Here is a 21,983-nt window from a genome sequence, read left to right as displayed (position 1 = left end):
GCCCCGCCCCTTCATCCGTGTCACATCACCCGATTGCCGCTGCCTTCATCCACCGTCTCGGGCTTGTTGCTGCTGTTGACCGTGTTGTTCTTGCCGCGGAAATGCACGCGGCCGTACGCGTCGCCGAGCAATGTGTTGTTGTCGCCGGCGACGATGGCTTCGCCCACCTCGGTCATGTTCAGCATGTTGTTCGACCCTTCCACGGTCAGCGTGCCGACCTTCTGGTTCAGCACCGTCACGCCGCTGCCGACCACCTGGATGCTCGTCACTTCGTCGACGTTCAACGACCCCTTCGACGCCCGGATCGTCACCTTGCCGCAGACGCCGTCCAGCACCAGGCGGAAATCGTCACGCGTGATCAGCACGTCCTGCCGGTCGGTGCATGTCGCGCCGGTGGCCGGATCGGTCAGCGTGCCTGCCCGTGCGGGCATTGCGGAAACGGCGAGAGCCAGAGCGAACGAAAGCGTCAGCGTATCGATTGAACGCATGATTCACGACCTATGACTGGGAGAGCTGGCGAGCATAGGTACGGAATCGTCGATGATCTGTTGACCACTTCGCAGGTCGACGGCCGGATCGAGCGGGGAATCGACACGCCGCTTCAAGCGACGTTGCGCGAAAGGCACAAGTCGCCATATCGCGCCGACGCAATCGCGCGTAGCAGCGAGCATGGAAACTATTGTCTGACTCGAGCAGGCTCGCGAGTGCGGCCGCCAGCGTCTGGCGACGAGCCAAACGGTCACAAGTCGCGACGCGACTACTTCATTGGCCGTACTACCCGATGCATGCTATCCGTTCGCCCTGGGCCTTCCGACAGTTGACGGATATGCCGTGCGCGATAGATTCGTCGCTGGCAACTCCGCACCTCCGTCGATCGCGACAGTTCCGCCCCGCATCACTCACGCGGCGGTCTCCATGGTCCCGCGCCGCGACGCAGCTCCGGTGGCGACCTTCAGGACGAACGATCGCGCGCGATCCCCACCGACCGACCACACAGGCATTCATGAAACCGACGACGAGCGGCGACCTGACTCTTCATCCCCCCGTCGAACCGCGCGACAGCGGCATGCTCGACGTCGGCGACGGCCACAGGCTCTACTGGGAACGCATCGGCACGCCGGGTGCGCAGCCCGCGGTGTTCCTGCACGGAGGTCCCGGAGGCGGCCTGTCGCCGGTACACCGGCAGCTGTTCGATCCGCGCGGCTACGATGTACTGCTGTTCGATCAACGCGGCTCGGGACGCTCGCAACCCGCCGCCGAACTGCATGCGAACACGACCGCGCATCTCGTCGCCGACATCGAACGGCTCAGAACCGAAATCATGGGCTGCGAACACTGGCTCGTGTTCGGCGGGTCGTGGGGGTCGACCTTGGCGCTCGCCTACGCGCAGGCGCATCCGGAACGCGTCGACGCGATGATCCTGCGCGGTATTTTCACGTCGACGCGCGCCGAACTCGACTGGTTCTATCGCAGCGGCGTCGACCAGGTATTCCCCGACAAATGGGAACACTTCATCGCCCCGATTCCGGAAGCCGAACGCGGCGATCTGCTGGCCGCGTATCGCGAACGGCTGCAGCATGCCGACCCCGCCGTGCAACGCGCCGCGGCGCGCGCGTGGACGCGCTTCGAAACCGAAGTGTCGACGCTCGTCCATCACCCCGACGGCAGCGCGGACGACGACGCACACGACCTCGCCGTCGCGCGCATCGAAAACCACTATTTCTCGAACGGCTGCTTTCTCGAGGAAGGCCAGCTGCTGCGCGACGCGCACCGGCTCGCCGCAATTCCCGCGGTCATCGTCCACGGCCGCTACGACATGCCCTGCCCCGCGCGCTACGCCTGGGCGCTGCACCGCGCCTGGCCCGAGGCGGAGTTCCACCTCGTCGAAGCCGCCGGCCACGCGTTTCGCGAGCCCGGCATTCTGGAGCGGCTGCTGGAAGCGCTGCAGCGGTTTGCGCGGCCGGCAGCAGAGTGAGGTGGCATACAACGGCAACCGCTGATTTGACGCATTGGAGTGGTTTGCTGCGATTCTCGCAGCGCGAAGCAACGCGGTCGCAGCCATTCGTTCGGACCATTGAGCGTTCGAAGCCGTCGGAATCTGCGGTTCTGAACGACGGCCTCGTCCCCCTTGAAGTGAAGGCGTGTTCCCGTGCGCCGAGGAAGATCGCGCACGTTAGACACGTGTCGCGAGGCCATTTGAAATCTCTCCTTTCAAGGGAGAGCATTGGCGGGGATGGGTTCGCCGTCTTGCATTCAACGCCACGATCCGCAACGCACGCTCCGGCCATCGCGGCACTTTCCATCGCCGCAGGACCATCAAGACGGACTTTTCAACGGCAGATGACCTGGATTTTCCCTACTCAAACCTCGCCCGAAAAACGAAGTCGTTGTTCCCGAACACCGTAATCTGAAACGCCTGCGTAATTGCCAGCCCGTTCACTCCACCCGCGTCGGCAATATAGAAGCGTCCAAACAGCATCTGGCCGACCAGCGCCGGATCATTGCCCAGGTCCACGTTCACCGACCCCGTCCCTGCGCCACTCCCGGCTCCGCCGAGCATGATCGTCTGGCTCGAAAAGTCGCCCGGCGGCACAGCAGCCTGCAGTCCTGGATCGCTGCGCGAAATCACGAGCGTCGCGCCAGCGCCGCCAAGCGCATCCGCTACTGAAACCGTGAAATTGCTGTTCCCTAGCAGCGGCGGCTCGAGCGCTCCGATCTGCGGCGTGACCCCGCCGGATCCGGCCTGCGCAGTGCCGACGATGCGCGGAATCCGGTCGCTTTCCGTGAACAGCGTCGGGCGTTCGAACGGACCCGTTTCGGCCGCGACGCGCGGATCGGTCATGGGCCGCTTCAGGAAGGCCACGAGATTCGCCTTCTGCTGCGGCGTCAGATTGCGCGGACGCACGCGCGGGTCTTTGTTCGGTGCGGTGAAATCGCCGCCGCGATCATAGAAATCGACGACCTGCTCGAGCGTCATGAAACGTCCGCTGCTCATGTACGGCGCGCGCAGTTCGACATTGCGCAGGCTCGGTGTGCGGAACGCGCCGCGGTCCTGCGGGTTGTTGGTCTGCACGAACCGGCCGAGGTCGTCGTCGACCGGCCGCACGCCGATGTAGTGGAACTGGTTGTCGCTGATCAGCGCTCCGGCATGACAGGCCGCGCACTCGTTGGCGACGAACACCTGCTGGCCGGCGCGCTCGGCCTGAGTCAACGACGGCGTTCCGCCGCGTTCGGCGTCCAGCGGGGTCTGCGTACCGTTCAAGGTGCGCTCGTACGCGGCGATCGCCATCGCGATGCGCGCCGCGGTGATCGTGCCGCTGCCGAACGCGTCGGCGAACAGCGCCGGATAGTCGCGTCCGGCGATCCAGTCATTCAACGAGTCCGGCACGTTCACCGCGAGCGCGAGCGGGCGGATCGACGTCAGCCGGTTGCCGATCGTGTTGACGGTTGCACCGGTAAACGCCATTTCAACGGTGTTGACCAGCGGACCCAGCGCCTGATTCTCCAGCGCGCCGCCTTGCTGGATCAGCACCTGTGCCGTCAGCGGATCGACGAAGGTGCCGCCGGCGCGGCCGTCCCAGAACAACAGCGGCGGGTAAGCGGCGTTCACGGCCGACGATGCGCGGCGCGTGCCGACCTGCGTGCCGATGCCGAACGATGCGACCGACTGATAGAGCCCGTCCTCGCCGTGGGCCGGCACGCCCGCCGACGCGTGCAGGTCGTCGCCGGTGCCGATCAGGCCGTCGCGCCCCGGATTGATGCTGCTGGCACCCGCCAGCGCCGTGCGCGGATCGCCACCGCCGCCGAACGAACGGTGGCACGTGCCGCAGGCCACGGTGCCGGTGATCGACAGCTGTTCTTCCCAGAACAGCGCCTTGCCGAGCTGGATCTTGGCCGCAGTCTGCGGATTGCCCGCGGGCACCGGCGGCGGACCCAGCGGAGGCGGCGGTGGCGGCGCCTGACCGTGCGCAACCGTGGCAGCCAGCGCGGCCAGCGCACCGAACCCGCAACCCAAGAGTGTCGTCTTCATCCCCCGTCCCCGAACCGGTGCCCCTGTGGACCGCTGGGAACACACGATGGCGGGAGACTGTGCAGAAACAATGGAGGTGGGTATGGGAGCAGAGCTTCGCCCCGGGCCTGGCACAGGGCGCAACAGGCGCGGCGCGTTGCGCCATCCCCCGTCGCGCTGCTCCAGCCCACAACGCGCTCCGCCAACGATGTGCAGCGTGCCGGAGGCGAGCGACGCGGCGAACGGAGACACGGCGCAGTGCGTTGCGCTCATTGCGCCTACGCCTGTCGAATTTCACCGCGCTCGTTCGTCGCTCCGTGTAATTGTCCATGCCATCGTTCCCGACCGCCACGATCTCAACAGGAGCCGCGCCATGACCATCACGATCACCGCCTTCGAACGCTCGCCCGACGGCGGCCGCGGCCTCGCGCGCGACACACGCGTGCGCTGGGCGCTCGAAGAAGTCGCCCGGCCCTACGACGCACGCCTCGTGTCGTTTCGCGCAATGAAAGAACCCGCACATCTGGCGCTGCATCCGTTCGGCCAGATACCGACCTACGAAGAAGGCGACCTCGTGCTGTTCGAGACCGGCGCGATCATCCTGCATATCGCCGAAGACCATGCGGGACTGCTGCCGGCCGATCCCGATCCGCGCGCCCGCGCGATCATGTGGATGTTCGCCTCAGTCAACACGGTCGAACCGCCGATCCTGGAATATGCCAACGCAAAACTGCTCGAGGCCGATAAGCCGTGGAGCGCGGAACGCCTGCCGATCGTCGCGGATCGTGTGCGCGCTCGGTTGACGCAACTGTCCGCGCGGCTCGGCGGAGCCGACTGGCTCGACGGCACGTTCAGCGCGGGCGATCTGATGATGGTGTCCGTACTACTGCGGATCCGAGCGTCGGGACTGCTCGACGAGTATTCGAATCTTGCTGCCTACGTTGCGCGCGGCGAGGCGCGGCCGGCGTATCAGCGGGCGTTCGCTGCGCAGCTCGCGGTGAATAGGCGCTAGCCGGTCACTGGCGAGAAGGTCAGGCGACGATGTGGGTATGGGCCACTCGCGTGCGCCATGAATCTGCGTCGCACGAATTCTGGGTGTCCGAATCTTCGCGAATTCTGGGTGTCCGAATCTTCGCCGCGAATCTTCGTCTCGCACGAATTCTGGGTGTCCGAATCTTCACCCAGGCAAATGAGCAACTCCGTTCGGAGTGTCTGACGCCGCACGCGCCACCGAAACGACAGTCGAGTGAACGGGCGACGTGGAGTCGCCGGTGCAGAACGGATTCGTGGCATGGGCGCCGCCGTGCGTCACCCGTCCCTCACCGCAACGCACACCCCTGCGTCGGGCGATCGTCCGCGAGCATCTTGTTGCGGTATCTCCATTGGTGCAGACACGCTTCATCGAGCACCAGGAGTGCGGCGGCGCGCTGTGAGACATCGCCGTGGATGCGGTACTCCGTGCGTGCCTGCTGCATCCAGTCTCTTATCTGCTGTGCGGCGTCGGGTGCGGCGCTGTCGAGACAGGGCAGCACGTCCGCGGCGACGCGCGTCAGCACAGCATCGCATTCGGGGCCATCGGACCAGGCGTTCGATGCCGATGTGGCGGCGGGTCCGGGCGATGCGGCCTGCGCGCCGCGCGCCGCGGGCGGGTCGTCTTCGTAGCGGTTCTCGACCTTGATCCACGGTTCGCCGTCGATGCTGTCCGGCGCGCGGCTGAAGGTCATCACGGCCTTGAGGCGGCGTGCCGTCTGTCCGTTCTCGGGCGTGCAATCGGCTTCGTAGTGCACGGCGACGCGCTGCTGATCGTGGCCGCCCGGCAGCGTTTCGCGGCTGCCGATAGAGACGAGCCGGCATCTGGCGTCGAGGCCCCGCGTCACGAGCGCTTCGGTTTTCTCCGCAGGGAATCCGGACGGTTTCGCGCACGCGGTCAATGCAAGGCTCGTGGTCAGCGCGACCAGGGAAACGTGCGCAGAGGAAGCGAAGAAGCGATGGGTCATGGGTGAACGGCCGTTGCAGGCGGCGCCGGCGGCGCTGCGGGAGCGCGACGATGACGTGTGCGCACACGCAATTCAAGCGCTGTATGCGATGAATCGAATGACGGATCCGACACGCAAGTCCCTGCGTCGCGCGACCTGCGCTGGCCGGCGGCGATGACGACGGCTGCAGAACAACGACGACCCGGCGCGGTACCGTCGAGACGCACCGCGCAGCGGCTCGACCGCGCAGAGCGGCGCACCGACGCGCCCGACGCTCGCTGACCGCCGCAGCCTTCCTTACGCCACGTTCGCGCAAGCGCCGCAACAAGCACCGCCAAGTTCCCGCCAGCAGTCGTGAAGTTTTCCCGCCGCACGCCGCGTTAACGCGACATCGCCATTTCTGCATTCACGCCGGTCTCCGCCTGTGCGACACGATGAGTACACCTTTTGCCTTGTCTCTTTGGAGCCATGGTCAGTATGCGTACTTTGCATAAAGGAGTGCCGATGCAGTGATTCGCTCGCCGTTGTCGCGTCATCTGATTCTCACCCCTGAAACGATCCGTCGCGCAGTGCGGACTCGCAACCGTCCGCGCGACCGAACCTGGAGAATTGCCATGCAACAGAAAGCATTCCGTCTCGTCGTACTGGCCGCGGCGATCCTCGCGTGCGGCACGGTCAACGCGTCCGAAGAACCGATCGACCCGACGGCACGGCCGTCGTCGTTCCTCGACACCGTCGATCCGGCCATCATTGCCGTCATGCGGCAGCAGGAGCGATTGCAGCCGGCCGTCATGGCGCTGCACGAAGCGCATCTGCGGACACCGGGCTCGGGCTTTGCCGGCGTCGCATTCGAAGGCGACGGCATTGCGCTCTACTGGAAAGGCCCGCTGAGCCTCGACATGCACAACGCGATCGACAGCGCGCGCAAGATCGGCGTCGTCACCGTGAAGCCCGCGGCGTATTCGCTGGCCGAACTCGAAGCCGCCGCGGCGAAGATCGATGCGAAGGCGCAGGCCATCGGCGGCAGCGAGATTCAGTCGGTCGCGATGCGCTACGACGGCAAGGGCCTCGACATCGAGCGCATGCCGGACGCAACGCTGAAGGCCCACCAGGAAGCACGCGCAAAAGCCGGCGCGATCGCGCTCGCCTCGGCGGATCAAGTGCTCGCCGGTCTCGACGTCGGCGTTCCGGTCACGCTGACGACGGCCGAATCGCCGATCGAACTGACGAGCCGCACCAACGATTCGCCCGCATGGAATGCGGGCGGTTACTGGGAATCGCGCCGCAGCGGACAGGTACGCGGCCGGTGCACGACGGGCTTCGGCATACGCGCCTACAACCGCACCTGGGTACTGACCGCCGCACATTGCGCGACGGCGCCGGATATCGGCCATCAGGGCTTCGACGGCCAGTACATGGGGCCGGTGACGCGCGAGCACTACTCGTACGACCTGATCCTCATCGATGCGGGCGGCTATCACCGCATGTTCGACAACGTGCAGCCGAACGGCTACGACTACAAGAACGTCTACGGCTGGGGCTATCACTCGGCGAACGAACTGCTGTGCCAGTCCGGCTTCACGAGCGGGTATTACCACAGCCAGGTGATCTGCGGTTTGAAGACGGGATCGAGTCAGAACATCTCGGTGTCGTGCAGCACGCCGGATTCCGACGGCGACTGCGGCTATACGATCTACGGGGTGATCAAGACGACGCAGATCAACGGCAGCACCGCGGTGCGCGGCGGCGACAGCGGCGGCCCGGTGTTCTCGCTGCTCGGCGACGGCGTGCGCGCGAAAGGCAGCGTGACCGGCGGCAGCGGCACGACGATGTTCTTTCAGGACTGGGCCGACGTCATCCGCCTGTACAACGGCTATCCCGTGACACCGCCGTAATCGCGGCGCCAGGGCCTGGCGGGCGGCACGTCGTTTCCGCCTGAAACGCCGTTGGGATCAAACGGGGCCGGGGTCGAACCCGGTCCCGTTCCGTCGACCGAACACGGGATTCGACGGGCGTCGCGGCACCGGCGAGCACGGGCAGCACCGCGTGAAGCATCGAGGTTCCGCGTCGGGCAAGCCGTCCGTTGACGGGGAAGTCTGGTTTGTTTCGCGGCGCATCGTCTGCATCGCCCTGTCAGCGCGCGGATGCCGGACCGTTTTTCAACAGCCCGATCGAGACGAGCTCACCGCGCAGCACGCCTTCCTGTTCCGCTCCGCGCCATCCGCTGAACGATGAAACGAGGTTGCCGCTCCTGAAAAAGTAGAACGTGGGCATCGCGCCGGTCCGAATGAACGGCCATTCGCTTTGCCGGTAGACCAGCGACAGGACGGCGGCCGGATGTTCGCTGTTCCAGCGCGCGATTGCACCGGTGTCGCGCAGGCTCTGCTGCGGCATCAGCCACAACGCATGTGTGCTCATGACCGACGACAGTTCAGGATTGCGCTCGATCGCATCGACGGCTGCGCGGGTGAATGGGCAGCCGGGCGCACCGGTGACGACGACCGACAATTCGTCGAGCGGCGGTGCGACGCGGCGCGTCAGCTGCCGGCCGTCGCCGCTTACCGTCAGTATCGTCGGGCGCGTGGCCGGCTCGACGATATCGATCAGTCGCGGCGGATCAAACGTGACGTCAGTCGGATGCGCATCGCGGAACGCTCGCGCGTCATCGAACAGCCGCGCGCCGATGTACTGCTCCAGCACCTCGTCGCCCGAGCCTGCGGGGGCGAGACCTCGCCGCCGGAGTTCGTCCCAGGCGAGGCGCATCACGCTCACCGCTTTCGGGCTATGGCCGTAGAAGCCGGCCAGCCGGGCTGCGTCGAAGACGTTGCGGGCGTGCGCGTCGCTCAATGTCGGCAGCCGGTCTTCGTCGACAGCCGCGGCAATCGAGACGAGCTGCTGATCGAGTCGCGGCGCCTTCTGCAACGGCTCGACGATGTCGGCGTCGAGCTTCCGCATGGCCTGAAGCGTCTCGTCGATCGGGAGCGCCTCATCGAGCGGGCCGGCCGACTGGACCGGCGGCGGCAGCAGTGCCGCAAGCATCAACGCGAGGCATTGAATCCTGGACATTCCTGTTTTTCCTGTACTGCCGGCGCGGCGACGAGTGCGACATTCTGCCGTGGAAGACGATGGAACTGACGCCGCTCGTACATACGCGCGTCGACGCGCAGTCTGCGAAGCTTCGCGGAAACCCATCCGCGCTCATGCCCATCCGGCTCGTTGGGCGCTCAAGCCCGTCAGAACCGGCGGTTCCGGACGACGGTCTTTCACCGCTTTGAAGGGACGGTTTTGACTCGCTCGCAAAAAGCGCCGAAAGCAACGATTTTCGTGCGTTGAAAGGGTCGCCCTTCGTAGTCCCGGCAGAACCTCAACTCGCAGGCTCATCGAGCGACACGGCCCTGCCGCGATTCTCGGCCGCCGAAGCCGGCGGCAAACACCCCGCCCCTTCCAGCGCCGCCTCGACGGCCTCGTCGAGCGGCGTGTGCGGCTCTTGGCCCAGCGCGGCGACCAGCCGCGCATTGCCCATCCGCACCGGCTCGCGCCAGAGGTAGCGCATCTCGCGCAGCTCGCGAAACGTCGCGACGAACGGCGATGCGAGCGTGACGAGCCACCACGGAAACGCGCGGATCTTCGGCGCGTTGCCGCTGCGGCGCGCGACGACGCGACGGATTGCCGCGGCCATTTCTGTCCCGTCGGCGTCCCAGTGTCCGGCCATGTGGAACGCCGCGAACGGTTCGAGCGCTTCGCGCCGTGCGAGCAGTTGCACCATGGTGCGTGCGACGTCGGGCAGATAGGCCCACTGGTGGCCGACGCCGCGCGCGCCCGGCAGGTTGACGGCCGTGACCGCGCGGCCGGGCGTGATCAGTCCCTGCGAGAACCAGTTGTTGCCGGGCCTCGGACCGAAGAAATCGCCGGCGCGCACGACGATGACGCGGGCGCCGCGCGCCGGGGCGGCACGCAGGCGCCGTTCGAGTTCGACGCGGATCGCGCCTTTGCGCGTCCGCGGGTTTTGCGGCGATGCCTCGGTCACGTCGGGAAACGCATCCGGGCCGAAGTTGTAGACCGTGCCGGGCAGCACGACGGCAGCGCCATGCTCGGCGGCCGCGGCAATCGTGTTGTCGATCATCGGCAGCACGAGTTCGGCCCAGCGGCGGTAGCCCGGCGGATTCACCGCGTGAACGATGACGCTGCAGCCTTGCGCGGCGGCGACGACATCGTCGCGGTTCATCGCGTCGCCGCGGATCCAGGTGATGCCGTCGCGCGCCGGCGGCGTGCCGCGCGTCAGCGCGCGCACGTCCCAGCCGGCTTCGCGCAGTTCGCGGGCGACTTCGCCGCCGATGCCGCCGGTGGCGCCCAGTACCAGTGCCGTCGTGTTGCTGTGCATGCAATTTCTCCCAGGGGTGCGGGAGCAGTCTGGGCGCCGGAGCATTCGAACGGAATTGACTAAATCCGTGGGTCGGCTATACAGATTCGTATGACCAACGAACCCAGCTGGGAACTCTATCGCTCCTATCTCGGCGTGCTGCAGGAAGGCTCGCTGTCGGGCGCGGCCCGCGCGCTGGGGCTGGCGCAGCCGACCGTGGGACGGCACGTGGAAGCATTGGAGACGTCGCTCGGGCTCGCACTGTTCACGCGTTCACAGCTCGGGCTGCTGCCGACGCCGGCGGCGCTGGAGCTCAAGCCGTTCGCCGAAGCGATGCGCAGTTCCGCCGCGGCGCTGATGCGTGCGGCGCAAAGCCAGGGCGGCGTGAAAGGCACGGTGCGGATCAGCGCGAGCGAAGTCGTCGGTGCCGAGGTGCTGCCGGCGATCGTCGCGCCGTTGCGATCGGCGCATCCGCAGCTCTCGATCGAACTCGTGCTGACCAACCGCGTGCAGGACCTGCTGCAGCGCGAGGCGGACATCGCGATCCGCATGACGGCGCCGACGCAGGCCGCGCTGATCGCACGTCGCATCGGTGCCGTGGAGCTGGGTCTGCACGCGCACCCGCGCTATCTCGACGATTACGGCACGCCGCGCACGCTGACAGAACTGTCCGGGCACGCGCTGATCGGCTTCGACGAGGAAACGCCGTTCCTGCGCGCCGCGCGCAAGGCGTTGCCGGCGTGGCGCCGCGATGCGTTCGCCCTGCGCACCGACAGCGATCTCGCGCAGCTCGCGCTGATTCGCGCCGGTGCGGGCATCGGGATCTGCCAGGTTCCGCTCGCACGACGCACGCCGGAACTCGTGCGCGTGCTGCCCGATGCGTTGTCGTTTCCGCTGGAGACCTGGGTCACGATGCACGAAGACCTGCGGCACAGCGCGCGGTGCAAGGCGGCATTCGATGCATTGGTCGCGGGACTGGAGCGGTACCTGGCGTGAGCGCGCGGCGCACCGACGCGTTGCGACGCCGATGTCACCGCGAAGCGGCGCCGACTGACGCCTTCTTCGCCCGGGCAGCTTTTGCGCGATCCGACGCGCCGTCGGCCTCATGGGCTTCAGCGAGGCTGTCCCACGCATTGACCGATGCGGGGAACAACCGCGTGTTCAACGTGAACACGGGAATCGAAACCGCGGTGCCGAGGTTGGAACGGATCGCGTAGCCCGTGTTGTTGACGACGCGTTCGAGCGGCAGGTCGCGTAGCGCGCCGTCGGCCGCCAGCGTGTCGGCGAACTGCTGTATCGCCTCGTCGCCGGGGTTCCGCAGCGCGAACGCCGTGAGCTGTTCCGCGAGCGCTTCGCTGCGGAACCGCTGCGGCGCGATGCCGGCCACGATGCTGTCCACGAGCGTTCTCGACCAGACGTTACGGCGGCTGCCGTTGGTCAGGTAGATCACCGTGTAGACGTCGCCGTCGAGCGTGTCGCGGAACAGGATGCGCACGCGAACCCGCGCGCCGCCGTCGTGTCCCACCTGCCGGTATTCGCCGCTTTCGCCGATTTCCCAGCCCGCGGCGAACCAGCCGCGCTGCCCGCCCGGCAAGGTCTGCGGCTGCCACAGCTGCTGCAGCGTCTTCCCGGCGACGAGATCGCCATCGGTCACGGCGCGCAGGAACGTGGCCAGGTCGCCGACGCTCGTATACAGCGCGGCGTGGCCCAGCGCGTACTTCGGCCAGGCGATGTCCGGCTCGCGCTGCAGTTGGCCGTTCTTGCCGAGATAACCGGTGACGACGCCTTTTCCGGGCAGGCCGTCCCTGCCGAGGCAGGTATGCCGCAGCCGCAGCCGGCCGATGATGCGTTCCGTCGCGATGTCCGCATAAGGCTTGCCGTAGTGCGTTTCCAGCAGCGCCGTCAGCACGAGGAAGTTCGTTTGCGTGTAGCGCGTCTCAGTACCCGAAGCAAAAACGAACGGCGTGTCGGCGAGCGCCGCGAACACCGCCGACAGCGTTGCCGGGAATGACGCGTTGGCCTGCGCGGTGCCCGTCATCTGCGCGTCGCTGAAGTATTCGGGCAGACCGGACGTGTGGCTCAGCAACTGACGAACCGTGACCTCGCGCCAGCGCGGCGGAAGGCCCGGAACATAGGTGCCGGCGGGACGATCGAGCTCGATCGCGTCCTGCTCGACGAGCTGCATGACGAGCGTGCTGGCGAACAGCTTGCTCAGGGAGTACGCCGGAAACACGTCGTCGCGTGTCGCGCGCCGGCCGGTCTCGAGATCGGCCTGGCCGGCGACGCGGACGAACAGCTCGCGTCCGTTGCGGGTGACGTGGACGGCCTGCGCCGCAATGCCGTAGCGCTGTTCGTTGACCGCCATCTGTCGCGCCAGCCGATCCGCCAGCGCGCCGGGCTTCTCGGCGGCGGCGAGCGCCGGCGACAGCAGCAGGAACGGCAGAACGCGGCAAACACGTTGACTCAGCACGTCGATGATCCTTGGCAGAGCGAGGGGCCTGGGCGGCCGCATAGCTTAGCGGGACGCACGGCCGGACGTTCGCTTTTCGTCGCCCGGCCCCGATGCCGTCGGCGGCATCCGCGACGAACTCGCGCACACCCGAAGGGGGATTCATCGCCTCCGCTCGTCCTCGCGCCGCTGCATTTTCTTTCGTGGCGAACTTCTCACTTTTATCAATGGCCACTTCGTGCGTGTAAACGCGGCGTCGCCGGGTTCGTTACCCGGCGCACCTCGGCGTTCGCGCGCGCGGTGGTTTCGGGCGCGGACGCCGGGGAAACGGGTGGAATTGCAATGAATGCACGACAATCAAAAGGAGAGAAGCAATGGTTGCTCGACTGACAGCGGCGCTGTTGATGGTGGCGGCAGCGGCGCAGGTATCGACGGTTCACGCGGACGCGCTGCCGGATCCGGCCGGCGGCAGTCCGGAAATGCTGCAGACCTCGCCGCTGGGCCAGAACCTCGAGGACGTACAGGACTGGTCGACGAGCTACAACTTCGTCGACGTGATGAAGCAGTCGCGCAGCTGGATCACGCAGAACGCGGCGTCGAACATCTTCGATACCGAGGATGCGGCCTGCCTGGATCTGGACGAACGCGGCTACGTCCGCTCGCTGACTCCGCAGACGGATCGGCCGGGCTGCACGTCGCCGAACTACGACTCGGTCGCGACGCTGTTCTTTTTCGGCGAGTGGAAGGGACACTATCCGGCCGGCCGTTATCAGGTCACGTACAACGGCCGCGGCAAGCTCTCGTACTTCTTCGCGGCCAGGAAGGCGAACTCGCTGCCGAATCGCGACGAGGTCGACGTCGATCCGTCGCTCGGCGGCTGGATGATGCGCATCGAGGAGATCGATCCGACCGATCCGATCCGCGACATCCACGTCTACATGCCCGGCTACGGCATTTCCGGCGAAACCGAGTTTCATCCGGATTTCCTCAAGCAGCTGCGCAACGTGAAGATCGTGCGCTTCATGGACTGGATGAAGACCAACAATTCCACGCAGAAGGAATTCGCGGATCGTCCGAAGCTCGACGATGTGCGCTGGACCGAGCGCGGCGTACCGCTGGAGCAGATGCTGCGCCTGGCCAGCCGCGAGATGCTGTCGCCGTGGTTCAACATGCCGCATGAAGCGAGCGACGACTACGTGCGCCAGTTCGCGACCATGGTTCAGCGCGATCTTCGCGGACCGCAGAAAGTCTATGTGGAATATTCCAACGAAGTCTGGAACGGCCAGTTCCGCCAGGGCCAGTACGTCGAGGACCGCGGCACCGCGGAGTACGGCGCCAGCCAGGGAACCGCGTTCGATCGGCGCCTGAACTGGTACGGCCAGCGCTCGGCACAGATCTGCGATATCTGGAAGCAGGTGTTCGCCTCCGAGCCGAATCGCGTGGTCTGCGTGCTCGGCGCACAGGCGGCCAACGACTACACGCAGACCCAGGCGGCGGACTGCCCGATGTGGACGAGCGGCAAGCCCTGTTCCGCGCACGGCATGAAGGCCGTCGCGATCGCGCCGTATTTCGGCGGTTATCTGGGCAAGCCCGGCAACGCGGCGATCGTGAAGGACTGGAGCCTCGACACGCTGTTCGCCGAGATCAACAACGGCGGCCAATTGCCGAACGGGCCGCGCGGCGGCGCGCTGGCGCAGGCGAAATCGTGGATCGGTCCGCACCGCGTCGCGGCAAACGCGCGCGGCCTGCAACTGATCGCGTACGAGGGCGGCCAGCATCTCGTCGGCTTCAACGGTGCCGAGAACATTCCCGCGCTGACGGCGCTGTTCACGAGCGCGAACCGCGATCCGCGCATGGAGCAGGCATACGGCCGCTATCTGCAGAACTGGCGCGACAAGGGCGGCCAGACCTTCATCCACTTCAACGCATCGGGTCAATACAGCAAGTACGGCAGCTGGGGCACCGTGGAATATCTCGACGAAGTGTTCCTGTCGCCGAAGGCGATGGCGCTGCAGAACTTTGCGCTGGACGGCTGCTGGTGGACTGGATGCAGCGATTGGTAAGTGTGGACAGGCATGAGCGGGTGATGCGGGAGCCGACGCCCGCTCATGACGCCAATGGATCTCGGGGACTTTCGCTGGCGCCGACGGCGCGGCGGAGCCCATCCCCACCCATGCCCTCCCCTTGACGGGGAGGGTTTTTCCGCTCTGATTTCTGCGATTCGCGATTCGTCGTTCCCGATTCCCGGCCCCAAAGCCCCGCCCGCTTGTTCGCCCTGACGGCGCGCGCTCGTTGTAAGCAATGAATCTCACCCCTGAGAGATTGCGCCAATGTCCCCTTTACGCCTCCTCGCCGGCGTTTCGGTGCTGTGCGCGTGCGCCTTCTGCGCGCATGGCCAGTCCGGCGGCCCGTTCGCCATCGTCAACAGCACGGTCGATTCGGGCGGCGGCGAAAGCGCCGCGGCGCCGTATGTCGTGCGCTACACGGCGGGTCAGCCCGACGCCGCCTTTTCCGCCGGCGGAACCTATGAAGTCCGCGGCGGCTTCTGGGGATCGCGCAGCAATCCGCAGAGCGACCTGATCTTCACCGACGCCTTCGAATGAGGACGACTGCCATGCCTGCAATCCGCTCCGCGCTTTTTGCCGCCCTGCTCGCGTGCTCGCTGCCGGCACTGGCCGATACGACGTTCACGTATCAGGGCGAACTGACGAACAGCTCCGTTCCGGCCACCGGAAATTTCGATTTTCGTTTCATTCTGTACTCGGCCGATCTCGGCGGCACGCAGATCGGTCCGATCGTCACGCGCAGCAACGTGGCCGTGAGCCAGGGTGTTTTCACGGTGCCGCTGGATTTCGGCTCGCAGTTCGGCAGCGAGGCGCGGTTTCTCGAAATCGCCGTGAAATCATCGGGTGCGCCGAGCTACACGCTGCTGTCGCCGCGCCAGCCGCTGACGCCGTCCACGCATGCGCTCGGTCTCGTGCTGCCGTATGCCACGAACTTCAACACGGCCAGCACCGGCCTTTCGCTGGTCAACGCCGGCGACGGCGACGTGATCCGCGCCGACACCTCGGGCACGGGTTTCGGGATCATTTCCATGGGTTCGGCGCTCGGCGGCGGCATCTATTCCTCGGTCGGCAACGGCGGCAGCGGCAGCGAGCACTCGGCCGTGACCGGCTACAACACGAGCAGCGGGTCGAACCAGCGCTACGCGGCCGAGTTCGAGCTGACGAACTCAGGCAGCGTGCGCGCGGCCATTTACGCGCGCACGGCCGGCAGCGGCATGGCCATCGATGCGGAAGTCAACGCGAACACGACGGCGACGGCGCTCTATGCGCGCACGTCGAGCAACCAGAGCTCGAGCTATGCGGGACGCTTTTCCGGCCCGGTGTCGGTCGAATGCGCCGCGGCAAACTGCAACAACGCCCACGCGCTGCGCGTGACCGGCAACACGAGCGTCGTGGGCACGCTGTCGAAATCGGCGGGTTCGTTCCGCATCGATCATCCGCTGGATCCGGCCGGCAAGTTCCTGTCGCATTCGTTCGTCGAATCGCCGGACATGAAGAACCTCTACGACGGCGTGGTCACGCTCGACGCGAACGGCAACGCGCAAGTGGAGATGCCGGCGTGGTTCGAGGCGCTCAATCGCGACTTCCGCTACCAGCTGACCGGCATCGGCGCCGCGTCGCCGAACGCCTATGTCGCCGAGGAGATCAAGGAGAACCGCTTCGTCATCGCCGGCGGCACGCCGTACGCGAAGATTTCCTGGCAGGTCACCGGTACGCGTCACGACGCCTATGCGCGCGCGCATCCGATTCCGGTCGAGGAGGACAAGGACGCCGAGCAGAAGGGCCGGTATCTGACGCCGGAAGTGTTCGGCAAGTCGCGCGAGTCGGCCATCCATCGCGACGACGCCGGCGTACCGGCGATCAATCCGCCGGCTTCGGTGCAGTAAGTCCGTCGCCGTTTCATCGTGGTCGCGAGCGCGCCGCGTTCGCGACCGCGAGGCCTCGCCTCCGCCGACGCCGGGATTCGCTGCGCTCGCTGCCGACCGGCGTCGCATCCACCAGGGCGCGCCGTGATCGCCCCGGCCGCGCTTTTGCGCTTGTGCAGAACTACAGGGGCTGCGGATGCGCTCTCGAGGCTCGCGACGCCTCTTGAGCGCATCTGTTCATCTGTATACCCTGCGACAAACGTTCTACCGCCGGCGCGCTGCGCTGACGGCGCGACAGGGGAAGACCGGAGTATCGACAGTCATGACGGGCGTGGATGGCGCGCCCGGTGGCGTGCGGCTGCCCGTCGTCGCGACGGTACGCCGCGTGCTCCCGCCGCCATGCCGCCGCTGCCGGAGAGGTGAAGCGATGAAGCGCATGCGCAACGGGCTGGTCGGCGGCGGCGCCGCCGCCGTACTGACGCTGGCCGCGAGCTGTTCCAACACGCCGGTCACGCCGACGCCGACGCCGACCATCGACCCGCCGGTGACGAACTGCAATGTGACACCGCCGACGACGGCGATCACGCCGGCGCTGCTGGCGAGCGGACTGCCCTGCGACGCGACGATCGTGCCGCCGGTGACGCTGCCGAATTTCCAGCACGGCTTCGACTATTACTCGTGGCTCACGTTTCTCGCGCTCAATGCGCCGGCGAGCGGCGGCGTCATCGGCAAGGACGCGCCGGCGGTCTGGGAGCGCTGGAAGGAACTGTCCGAGGTCATGAAGCCCGACGGCTCCAGGCCTGCGCCCTGGGACGCGCCGCGCACGATTCCAACCGCCTGCCGCGGCGTCGGCGTGCCCAAGGGCACGCGCGTGCTGAGCATGGTCGGCAAGACGCCGGACGTGCTCTCGGCAACCGTGCAGCCGTTCGACACCGGGCCGCTGATCGACCAGCACGGCCGCTATGTGCGCTACGAGATCCTGATGAACCGGCCGATGTTCGAGTACATCGTGCAGAACGATCTCTACAGCAAGCAGGGCCAGAGCGCGTTCACCGCGACGGTCGACTTCCCCGAGGGCGATGTCGTCGAAGGCACGACCAACGGCACGATCGGCGCGATCATGGTCAAGGCCTCGTGGATGGTGCTCGACAAGAGCGACGACGCGGGCGCGTTCCACACGACGCAGGCGCTCGTCTACACGCCGCCGCAGGACAATCCGCGCATCGAGGAATCGTGCACGGGCGCGACGCTCGGTCTGGTCGGGCTGCATGTCGCGCACAAGACCGCCGGCGCGCCGCAATGGATCTGGTCGACGTTCGAGCATGTGGCAAACGTGCCGCAGCGCGCCGACGTCGATGCGGGAAAACTCGCGCCACACTACAACTTCCATCGCGCGAACTGCAGCGGCTGCGCGGTCAACGAACCGCCGCCGCGGCCGTGGAATCCGAACGTGCAGCCGTTTCCGAACGGATTCACGAGCCAGATCGTGCGCGAGGTGCCGATCACCGCCGACACGGACGCACTGACGAAAGCGTTCACGGGCCTGCTCGCCGGCACGGTGTGGCGGAACTATCTGCTCGTCAGCACGCAGTGGCCGACCGAGCCGCAGAGCCCGACCGATCCGAACGGCGTGCCGGCACCGGCCTTCCTCGCCAACACGACGCTCGAGACCTACGTGCAGGGCACCGTGCCGCAGGCCTCGTCGAGCTGCATGAATTGCCACGGCAACGCCGCGGCGACGACGGGCCGCACCTCCGATTTCACGTTCATCCTGGAACGCGCGCACTGAGCGCGCGGCTCACGACTTTCGAGGCAAGCCCATGGCCAGCGATCCGATGACCCCGTTCGTGAACCTGTCAGCGCTGCTGACCGGCATCACCGCCGCCAAACTCGTACCGCCGCTGTCGCCGTCGACAGTGCCGCAGCAGATTTTCGACACGGCGAAGACGAACGGCGGCGCGACGTTCGACCAGTTGCTCACGATCTACGCCGACGCCGTCGCGCAGCGGATGACGGATGCGCAGATCGCGAACCAGGTGTTCGTCGCGAACGGCCCCGATGTCCGCTATCTCGCGCGCAGCATCATGCTCGCGTGGTACCTCGGCAGCTGGTACGACCCGAAGGTACTGCAGGCGTACGACAGTCCGAAACCGCCGCCGGGACCGCCGTCCTCCGTCGTGATTTCTTCGGATGCCTACACGCAGGGCTGGGTCTGGAACGTCGCCCAGGCGCATGCGATGGGCTACAGCAACTTCACGTTCGGCTATTGGGCCAAGAACCCGCCGGCGCTGTCGGATTTCACGGGAGCCACGTCATGAGCGCCGCACAGACCGAATATGACGTCGTCATCGTCGGCGCCGGCGCGGCCGGCTCGATCATCGCCAAGCAGCTGGGTCTCGCCGGCAAGACCGTGCTGCTGCTCGAAGCGGGCGCCGGCGTGCCGCCGAACATCAACGCGTTCATGCAGCGCTTCTACACCTCGGTCGCGAAGACGCCGGAATCGCCGTATACGCCGGATCTTTTCACGCCGCCGGGCAGCGGCGACCTGACCGATCCGTCGACGCTGGCCGCGGGTCGGCCGACCGTGCTGACCCTGCGCGCGGACAACTGGCAGAACCCGCATCAGGCCTATCTGATCCAGGAAGGTCCGAAGGCGTTCGCGAGCACCTACGAGCGCGTCGCCGGCGGCACGATGCGGCATTGGCTCGGCACGAGCCTGCGTTTCCTGCCGAACGACTTCCAGATGGAAACCGTCTATCAGCAGGAAGTGAACTGGCCGATCGGCTACGACGAACTCGATCCGTGGTACTGCAAAGCCGAAGCCGAAATCGGCGTGTCGGCGAACGTGGCCGACCAGAGCTATCTCGGCATCACGTTTCCGCCGGGCTACAGCTATCCGATGCCGGCGATTCCCCATTCGCTCGTCGACGATGCGGTCGACGCGGCGACGCAGGGCATGACCTTTGAAGGCAATCCGGTCACCGTGACCGGCACGCCGGCCGGGCGCAACTCGCAGCCGTATCAGAACCGCCGCGTCTGCGCGGGCAATACGAACTGCATCCCGATCTGCCCGATCCAGGCGAAGTACGACCCGAGCGTCAGCCTCAACGCCGCGCTCGACACGGGCAAGGTGACGCTATGGCCGCAGACGGTCGCGAGCCACGTGCGGATTGCCGACGACGATACGGTCAGCGGCATCGACTACATCCAGTACCAGCAGGTCACCGGACCGGCTACCGGCGCGGGCACGGTGCAGGCGAAGGTCTACGTGATCGCCGCGCACGCGATCGAGACGCCACGGCTGCTGCTGATGTCCACGAACGACGGACGCTTTCCCGACGGCGTCGCCAACCGCAGCGGCTGCGTCGGCCGGAACCTCATGGACCATCCGCTGTATCTCGCCTGGGCGCTCGCGCCGCAGCCGATCTGGCCGTATCGCGGGCCGCTTGCGACGGCCGGCATCGAAAGCCTGCGCGACGGCGATTTCCGCAAGGAACGCGCGGCATTCCGCATCGAGATCGGCAACGAAGGCTGGAACTTCGCGATCGGCGATCCGGACACGACGACGCTCGATTTCATCAACGGCATGAACGTCAGCGGCCTGAATCCGCCGCCCGCCGGCGGCACGCCTGCGGCGCTCTGGGGCAGCGCACTCGTGGCCGCGCTCAACGACGGTCTGTCGCGGCAGTTCCGCCTGGGCTTTCTCGTGGAGCAGTCGCCCGAATCGACGAACTACGTGAGCCTGTCGAGCGAACTCGATCCGCTCGGACTGCCGCGTCCGGCGATTCACTACGATCTGTCCGACTATACGAAGAAGGGCTTCGTCGCGGCCAAGCAGGTCGCCGACCAGGTGTTCGCGAAGATGGGCGCGAAGCAGTTCACCACGCCGCCCGCGGCGAACGATCCGACCTCGTTCGACTACGACGTCGACGGCGTGACGACGCGCTTCAAGTATTTCGGCGCGGGCCACATCGTCGGCACGTATCGCATGGGCAGCGATCCGACGAAGTCGGTCGTCGACGCGAACCAGCGCAGCTGGGATCACCCGAACCTCTACCTCGTCGGCAGCGGCACGTTCCCGACCGTGACGACCGCGAATCCGACGCTGACGATCGCGGCGTTCAGCCTGAAGACGGCGGCGGCGATACTGGCGCAGTTGGGGTGATGGCGGGAATCGCTGACAGCGATTCCGTCAATGGCGCTTTCTCATCACGTGCTGCGGCAAACGCGGCCGACGGCAGCGCTTCTGCTCCCTCTCCGCCGACAACGTCGGGGAGAGGACCAGAGCGCGCGGCTTGATCTTCGCGGCTGCCGTTGCTTGCTCGCGAACGTCGCAGCAGCTCGTGCGCTGATCTTCTCCTCCTCACCCAACCCTCTCCCCCGAGCAGGTCGGGGGAGAGGGCCAGAGCGCGCTGCTTGATCTTCGCGGTTGCCGTTGCCTGCGCGCGAACGTCGCAGCACCTCGTGCGCTGATCGCGCTCGCCCTCACCCAGCCTCCCTCGAGCAGGTTCGGAGGAGAGGGCCAAGGCGGCGCAGGAATTCTCAATGTGTGCTGGAGCTACGCGCGCGGCTTCGACAACCACGCAATCCCCACTCCTCCGTCTTCACTTGCTTCTGCGCCTCTTCGGCGCCAGCACGTTCAACAGCGCCTGCGCCTTCGCGCGTTCCGCGGGTTTCATACGCCGCAGCCGCACGATCCAGTCGACTTCCTCGGCCGAATACGCCTCGGGCATCTCGCGCGTGCCGCGCAGGCCGGACGCGCCGCGGCGATTCGCGCTGCGCTGGCCGGTGCAGACGTACTGCACGTCGTAACCCTGGCGCGACAATGTGATCAGCGCATCGAGCGGCATCGGAATCTCGGTTTCCCAGCGCCGCACGGTACGCGTGCTGACTTCGGTCAATTCAGCGACGCGCTCGCGGGTCAGTTCGAGGCGCAGGCGCTCTTCGCGCAATCGTCCATAAAACTCGGTATCGCTCATACCGTTCTGTCCATTCGTATACGGCGGCACGTTGCCGCCGTGGGAATTTCGCTCACTGCAATGCTATTGCGCAATTGAAAAACGCAGACGGTGGCGCAGGTCGGGCATGCCGACGGATCTGTCACAACGCGCCGCGCGCGTGACAGCGCTGCACGGACACGGTCGATTTCGTTGCGCGGTAACGCAGTACGCATGCGTTCCTACTGGCGGCGCGTGCGCGTCGCCGCGGGTGCGACCTGCCGGTCAGCCGCTGTCCGGCGGGCGCGATCGCGACCGGCC

At 66.6% G+C, this 21,983-nt stretch carries 17 protein-coding genes; 10 read left to right on the top strand and 7 right to left on the bottom strand.

Annotation, left to right across the window (positions count from 1 at the left end; genetic code table 11):
* Window positions 1–20: 20 nt before the first annotated feature.
* Window positions 21–431: a DUF3060 domain-containing protein gene (locus VLF18_RS09355; protein ID WP_325279358.1), complete on the bottom strand. Its 411-nt coding sequence runs from the start codon at window positions 429–431 to the stop codon at window positions 21–23.
* Between the two features lie 350 nt (window positions 432–781).
* On the opposite strand from VLF18_RS09355, the gene pip reads away from it, so the two are divergent.
* Window positions 782–1,975, top strand: a complete 1,194-nt coding sequence (pip, locus tag VLF18_RS09350) for a prolyl aminopeptidase (RefSeq protein WP_325279357.1) — start codon at window positions 782–784, stop codon at window positions 1,973–1,975.
* A gap of 381 nt (window positions 1,976–2,356) precedes the next feature.
* Here the strand turns inward: pip and VLF18_RS09345 are convergent, their stop codons facing one another.
* The gene (locus tag VLF18_RS09345) at window positions 2,357–4,261 is read right to left on the bottom strand and encodes a cytochrome-c peroxidase (protein ID WP_325279356.1); all 1,905 of its coding nucleotides are present in this window, start codon (window positions 4,259–4,261) and stop codon (window positions 2,357–2,359) included.
* Window positions 4,262–4,382: 121 nt separating this feature from the next.
* Between VLF18_RS09345 and VLF18_RS09340 the strand changes: the two genes are divergently transcribed.
* Window positions 4,383–5,021, top strand: a complete 639-nt coding sequence (locus tag VLF18_RS09340; RefSeq protein WP_325279359.1) for a glutathione S-transferase family protein — start codon at window positions 4,383–4,385, stop codon at window positions 5,019–5,021.
* Window positions 5,022–5,328: 307 nt separating this feature from the next.
* Here VLF18_RS09340 and VLF18_RS09335 read toward each other — a convergent pair whose 3' ends face one another.
* The gene (locus tag VLF18_RS09335) at window positions 5,329–6,006 is read right to left on the bottom strand and encodes a hypothetical protein (protein ID WP_325279355.1); all 678 of its coding nucleotides are present in this window, start codon (window positions 6,004–6,006) and stop codon (window positions 5,329–5,331) included.
* A 593-nt stretch (window positions 6,007–6,599) separates the two neighbouring features.
* Here VLF18_RS09335 and VLF18_RS09330 point away from each other — a divergent pair.
* Entirely contained in the window at window positions 6,600–7,880 is a 1,281-nt protein-coding gene (locus VLF18_RS09330; RefSeq protein ID WP_325279354.1) for a hypothetical protein, read from the top strand.
* Window positions 7,881–8,118: 238 nt separating this feature from the next.
* Here the strand turns inward: VLF18_RS09330 and VLF18_RS09325 are convergent, their stop codons facing one another.
* Window positions 8,119–9,024 carry a hypothetical protein gene (locus tag VLF18_RS09325; RefSeq protein WP_325279353.1) on the bottom strand — a complete coding sequence of 302 codons (906 nt, stop codon included), beginning with the start codon at window positions 9,022–9,024 and terminating at the stop codon, window positions 8,119–8,121.
* Window positions 9,025–9,349: 325 nt separating this feature from the next.
* The gene (locus tag VLF18_RS09320) at window positions 9,350–10,366 is read right to left on the bottom strand and encodes an NAD-dependent epimerase/dehydratase family protein (protein ID WP_325279352.1); all 1,017 of its coding nucleotides are present in this window, start codon (window positions 10,364–10,366) and stop codon (window positions 9,350–9,352) included.
* A gap of 90 nt (window positions 10,367–10,456) precedes the next feature.
* Here VLF18_RS09320 and VLF18_RS09315 point away from each other — a divergent pair, with 90 nt between their 5' ends.
* Window positions 10,457–11,341, top strand: a complete 885-nt coding sequence (locus VLF18_RS09315; protein WP_325279351.1) for a LysR family transcriptional regulator — start codon at window positions 10,457–10,459, stop codon at window positions 11,339–11,341.
* A 34-nt stretch (window positions 11,342–11,375) separates the two neighbouring features.
* Here VLF18_RS09315 and VLF18_RS09310 read toward each other — a convergent pair whose 3' ends face one another.
* Complete coding sequence (locus VLF18_RS09310; RefSeq protein ID WP_325279350.1) at window positions 11,376–12,815, bottom strand: serine hydrolase domain-containing protein; 1,440 nt, start codon at window positions 12,813–12,815, stop codon at window positions 11,376–11,378.
* A 353-nt stretch (window positions 12,816–13,168) separates the two neighbouring features.
* Between VLF18_RS09310 and VLF18_RS09305 the strand changes: the two genes are divergently transcribed.
* From VLF18_RS09305 to VLF18_RS09280, 6 genes are all read left to right on the top strand, one after another.
* Entirely contained in the window at window positions 13,169–14,857 is a 1,689-nt protein-coding gene (locus VLF18_RS09305) for a hypothetical protein (protein WP_325279349.1), read from the top strand.
* Between the two features lie 267 nt (window positions 14,858–15,124).
* Window positions 15,125–15,397, top strand: coding sequence for a hypothetical protein (locus VLF18_RS09300; protein ID WP_325279348.1), 273 nt, complete (start codon window positions 15,125–15,127; stop codon window positions 15,395–15,397).
* 11 nt (window positions 15,398–15,408) lie between these two features.
* On the top strand, window positions 15,409–16,746 hold the full coding sequence (locus tag VLF18_RS09295) for a hypothetical protein (RefSeq protein WP_325279347.1): 1,338 nt from the start codon (window positions 15,409–15,411) through the stop codon (window positions 16,744–16,746).
* Between the two features lie 406 nt (window positions 16,747–17,152).
* On the top strand, window positions 17,153–18,514 hold the full coding sequence (locus tag VLF18_RS09290) for a hypothetical protein (RefSeq protein WP_325279346.1): 1,362 nt from the start codon (window positions 17,153–17,155) through the stop codon (window positions 18,512–18,514).
* Window positions 18,515–18,545: 31 nt separating this feature from the next.
* Window positions 18,546–19,043, top strand: coding sequence for a sugar dehydrogenase complex small subunit (locus VLF18_RS09285; RefSeq protein ID WP_325279345.1), 498 nt, complete (start codon window positions 18,546–18,548; stop codon window positions 19,041–19,043).
* Window positions 19,040–20,890, top strand: a complete 1,851-nt coding sequence (locus tag VLF18_RS09280) for a GMC family oxidoreductase (RefSeq protein ID WP_325279344.1) — start codon at window positions 19,040–19,042, stop codon at window positions 20,888–20,890. The genes VLF18_RS09285 and VLF18_RS09280 overlap by 4 nt, the downstream gene beginning before the upstream one ends.
* 439 nt (window positions 20,891–21,329) lie before the next feature.
* Here the strand turns inward: VLF18_RS09280 and VLF18_RS09275 are convergent, their stop codons facing one another.
* Window positions 21,330–21,704, bottom strand: a complete 375-nt coding sequence (locus VLF18_RS09275; protein ID WP_325279343.1) for a hypothetical protein — start codon at window positions 21,702–21,704, stop codon at window positions 21,330–21,332.
* Window positions 21,705–21,983: the final 279 nt, after the last annotated feature.

Source organism: Tahibacter sp. (genome assembly GCF_035481375.1).
In the GTDB taxonomy this organism is placed as follows: domain Bacteria; phylum Pseudomonadota; class Gammaproteobacteria; order Xanthomonadales; family Rhodanobacteraceae; genus Tahibacter.
Note: the sequence above shows the minus strand (reverse complement) of the source record. Positions and strands in the feature narration are given on the sequence as shown.

Bases quoted from the DNA above. Each gene is read 5' to 3' on its own strand.
- VLF18_RS09355 (WP_325279358.1), bottom strand. From the start codon at position 431: ATGCCCGCACGGGCAGGCACGCTGACCGATCCGGCCACCGGCGCGACA.
- pip (WP_325279357.1), top strand. From the start codon at position 782: ATGCATGCTATCCGTTCGCCCTGGGCCTTCCGACAGTTGACGGATATG.
- VLF18_RS09340 (WP_325279359.1), top strand. From the start codon at position 4,383: ATGACCATCACGATCACCGCCTTCGAACGCTCGCCCGACGGCGGCCGC.
- VLF18_RS09335 (WP_325279355.1), bottom strand. From the start codon at position 6,006: ATGACCCATCGCTTCTTCGCTTCCTCTGCGCACGTTTCCCTGGTCGCG.
- VLF18_RS09330 (WP_325279354.1), top strand. From the start codon at position 6,600: ATGCAACAGAAAGCATTCCGTCTCGTCGTACTGGCCGCGGCGATCCTC.
- VLF18_RS09325 (WP_325279353.1), bottom strand. From the start codon at position 9,024: ATGCTTGCGGCACTGCTGCCGCCGCCGGTCCAGTCGGCCGGCCCGCTC.
- VLF18_RS09320 (WP_325279352.1), bottom strand. From the start codon at position 10,366: ATGCACAGCAACACGACGGCACTGGTACTGGGCGCCACCGGCGGCATC.
- VLF18_RS09315 (WP_325279351.1), top strand. From the start codon at position 10,457: ATGACCAACGAACCCAGCTGGGAACTCTATCGCTCCTATCTCGGCGTG.
- VLF18_RS09305 (WP_325279349.1), top strand. From the start codon at position 13,169: ATGGTTGCTCGACTGACAGCGGCGCTGTTGATGGTGGCGGCAGCGGCG.
- VLF18_RS09300 (WP_325279348.1), top strand. From the start codon at position 15,125: ATGTCCCCTTTACGCCTCCTCGCCGGCGTTTCGGTGCTGTGCGCGTGC.
- VLF18_RS09295 (WP_325279347.1), top strand. From the start codon at position 15,409: ATGCCTGCAATCCGCTCCGCGCTTTTTGCCGCCCTGCTCGCGTGCTCG.
- VLF18_RS09290 (WP_325279346.1), top strand. From the start codon at position 17,153: ATGAAGCGCATGCGCAACGGGCTGGTCGGCGGCGGCGCCGCCGCCGTA.
- VLF18_RS09285 (WP_325279345.1), top strand. From the start codon at position 18,546: ATGGCCAGCGATCCGATGACCCCGTTCGTGAACCTGTCAGCGCTGCTG.
- VLF18_RS09280 (WP_325279344.1), top strand. From the start codon at position 19,040: ATGAGCGCCGCACAGACCGAATATGACGTCGTCATCGTCGGCGCCGGC.
- VLF18_RS09275 (WP_325279343.1), bottom strand. From the start codon at position 21,704: ATGAGCGATACCGAGTTTTATGGACGATTGCGCGAAGAGCGCCTGCGC.